Raw genomic sequence first — 3,054 nt, forward strand, 5'->3', positions numbered from 1 at the left:
TCGCCGGACCAGTCCTGGGGGCTGGAAGTCTGGCGAGAGCGGCCGGACGAGGACATGGTAAAAGAGTCTCTCGCCTTTCATGATGCCTTCTACAGGGAGCTGAACCGGGTTCTTGCCAGCATCGAGAAGCTGTCTGGCAGATTCATTCTTGTCGACGTCCATAGTTACAACCACCGGCGCGACGGGCCGGAGTCTATGCCTACGTCTCGTGACCTCGCGCCCGATATCAACATTGGAACGTCTTCCATGGATCGCGAGCGCTGGGCGCCCGTCGTCGACGCGTTCATCGAGACACTTCGCGGCCACCATCTCAACGGCGAGCCGATCGACGTGCGCGAGAATGTGTCCTTCCAGGGCAAGGGCGAGCAGACGCGTTTCGTCCATGCCAATTTTGCGGAAACCGGATGTGCCATCGCGGTCGAGTTCAAAAAGATCTTCATGGACGAATGGAGCGGCGAGCCCGATTGGAGAACAATCGAACAGCTGCGCGCCATACTGGCGTCGTCGGTGCCCGTCCTGGAGTCCGCACTGAGGGGCATGCGATGAAGCCCAAGCTCGTTGAGCCCGCACTTCCCTTGGCGCAAATCGAATCGGACTTGGACACGCTTTTCCAGGACGGCAAGCCGATCCGACGAGAATTCGGCAACGGCAACCGGTTGCATCTGGACCGGCCGCTGCCCTTTCTGTGTGTTCATGTCGGTTCGCATCAGGATGCGGCATTCCATGCCGTCTCCGCCAACGCATCCTATCTGATCGCGGCTGACATTGGCCTCGCCGGGGAGGTCGCGCGGCTGGTGGCGCGAAGGATGCGCGATCACTGCGGCGCATTTCTCATGCTGGACATCGGTGAGTTGGCAGAAGACCGGTTCCTGACGGAGGATGTTCCGTTCCTGCCGCCTTTCGAGATTGCGCTGGCCTGCGGCGACACGGCGGCGGAGAAAGCGGCACTCAAGTGCTTCGCCGCCGCTGCGTCCGCACGCGAAGCAAAATACCGCACACCCCGCGTGGACGAACTCACCCCTTCGACACGCGCCGAAGCACGGCTCTGGGATGATCCCGGCGAGGCGGCGTGCCTGACTGTACGCTTCGCACCGATCTACAGGGTTCCGGGCGCTGAGCGCGTCTACCCTGGACTCCACGACCTCGTCGTCGCCAACATGGTCGATTCCTCGCTTCAGGCCGTCAGCGCCTTCCTGAAGGCCTCCAAGCTGGAACAGCCGGCAACCCATCGTTCACTGGGACGCCGCGCCTATATCGACGCCGTCGTGCGCGCTGATCGGGGGATCGACGACGTCGCGTCAACGTTCGATTTTCTGCTTGCCGTCACGCCGATCAATGCTGAACCAGCCTGGCTGGAATTCCAGGCAGACGCCTTCGAGCGTGTGCCCGCCCTGCTCTACAGGCCGCTCGAGTTCGAGGTCGCCTCTCAGAAGCGGAAGCTCTATTCGGTCTCGCTCGATCATCTGGAAGATCCGCTCCTGACCAAGCTGCTCTCAGAAAAGCAGCAGGAACTCGATCTCCAGTTGTCGATGCTCGCGGCACGCGAAACGCCCCAGTTCGTCGACCTCGGACGAGCTCTCTATGGCAGCGTCGAATCAACTCTGGCGGCCAGGGCACGCGCCATTCTCGAAATGGCACCGCGAGTCGCCGCGCCGACCCGTCAGAAAGGCCTAGATGCCGATGCGGTTGCCGCGGCCGCGCGAGACATGATCGCCGGATACCGCGTCGCCTACCCCGATTTCGATGCTTCCGTGGAGATCCGAGGCGACCTGCCTGCCGGCCTCCTGGTCTCTCGAAACCGATTGCTTGTTTCGCGCGATACCAGCCTTCCATCGGAGCGTCTGACGGCGCTGCTTAGCCATGAGATCGGTGTTCATCTGTTGACCTATTTCAACGGTGATGCGCAGGGGCTTACCATCTTCCGCAACGGACTTGCCGGCTACGAGGGTATGCAGGAGGGATTGGCGGTGCTGGCGGAATATCTCGTCGGCGGCATGACTGAAGCGCGGCTGAGGCTGATCGCGGCCAGGGTCATCGCGTGTCAGGCAATGCTCGACGCCGCAACGTTCGAACAAAGCTTTCGCATTCTCCACAGCGATTTCGGTTTCGATGGTCGCATTGCCTTCAACATCGTTCTGCGTGTTTATCGAGGCGGTGGGCTGGCAAAGGACGCCATTTATTTGCGCGGCCTGGTGCAGATTCTTGATCATCTCAAGAACGGCGGCAGCCTCACTCCCTTCTGGATCGGCAAAATCTCCGCCGGGCATTTCGGCGCGATCCAGGAACTCAATGCACGCGGCCTGCTGCGCGCGCCTCGCCTCGAACCTGCATTTTTGTCTTCCGACGCGGCGCGTCCGCGCCTGAAGAAGGCGATGGCGGGGATCGATCCTATAGATATGATTGAAACATGAGCGGAGCCTCCTCAATGCGCATTGCGTTCTTTGTCAATTCCATTGAGAGCGAGACGCCAAGCTACACGACGACAGCATTGGCGCTAGCTGCAGTCCAACGCGGTCATTCTGTTGTCTATGTTGAACCGGGCGACTTCATACTGCGTCCGGATGACAGCCTGGCTGTCAGCGTCGCGGTGGTGCCTGAGGCCCCATACAAGACGTCGGAAAAGCTGCATGCCGCCCTGCAGGATGCCGCGACCCAGAAAAAGACCCTGGCGATAAGCGATATCGACATTTTGCATTTGCGCAACGACCCGTCGCTGGACGCCACCGATCGGCCGTGGGCCGCCAACGCAGGCCTCATGTTCGGGCGGCTTGCAGCCGAACGCGGCGTGATTGTCGTCAACGACCCGGACGGTCTCGGGAAAGCACAGAGCAAGCTCTATCTTCAGACGTTTCCTGAGGTGGTCAGGCCCGCGACCCTGATATCGCGCAGTGTTGCCGAGATCCGCGGATTCATCGACCAACACTCCGAAGGCTGCATCGTCAAACCGCTCCAAGGGTCGGGAGGCAAGAACGTCTTCCATATTGCGACCCCCGGTGATTCCAACCTTAACCAGATCTTCGAGGCGGCCAGCGGTGATGGCTATCTCATCGCGCA

The 3,054-nt window shown here is 60.8% G+C and carries 3 protein-coding genes; all 3 read left to right on the forward strand.

Annotated elements, in window-relative coordinates; translation table 11 throughout:
* Positions 1-546 (forward strand): N-formylglutamate amidohydrolase (locus tag G6N74_RS30300; RefSeq protein ID WP_165121707.1); only part of this gene is annotated, 546 nt, incomplete at its 5' end.
* Positions 543-2,411 carry a flavohemoglobin expression-modulating QEGLA motif protein gene (locus G6N74_RS30305; RefSeq protein ID WP_165121708.1) on the forward strand — a complete coding sequence of 623 codons (1,869 nt, stop codon included), beginning with the start codon at positions 543-545 and terminating at the stop codon, positions 2,409-2,411. The genes G6N74_RS30300 and G6N74_RS30305, both read left to right, overlap by 4 nt.
* Before the next feature lie 14 nt (positions 2,412-2,425).
* On the forward strand, positions 2,426-3,054 hold a 629-nt coding region (locus G6N74_RS30310; protein ID WP_512698589.1), incomplete at its 3' end, for an ATP-grasp domain-containing protein.

The sequence above is a fragment of the Mesorhizobium zhangyense genome (assembly GCF_011045115.1).
Taxonomy (GTDB): Bacteria; Pseudomonadota; Alphaproteobacteria; order Rhizobiales; family Rhizobiaceae; genus Mesorhizobium_M; species Mesorhizobium_M zhangyense.

What these genes read in the sequence shown, in the direction of transcription:
- G6N74_RS30305 (WP_165121708.1), top strand. Translation starts at nt 543, where the DNA reads ATGAAGCCCAAGCTCGTTGAGCCCGCACTTCCCTTGGCGCAAATCGAA.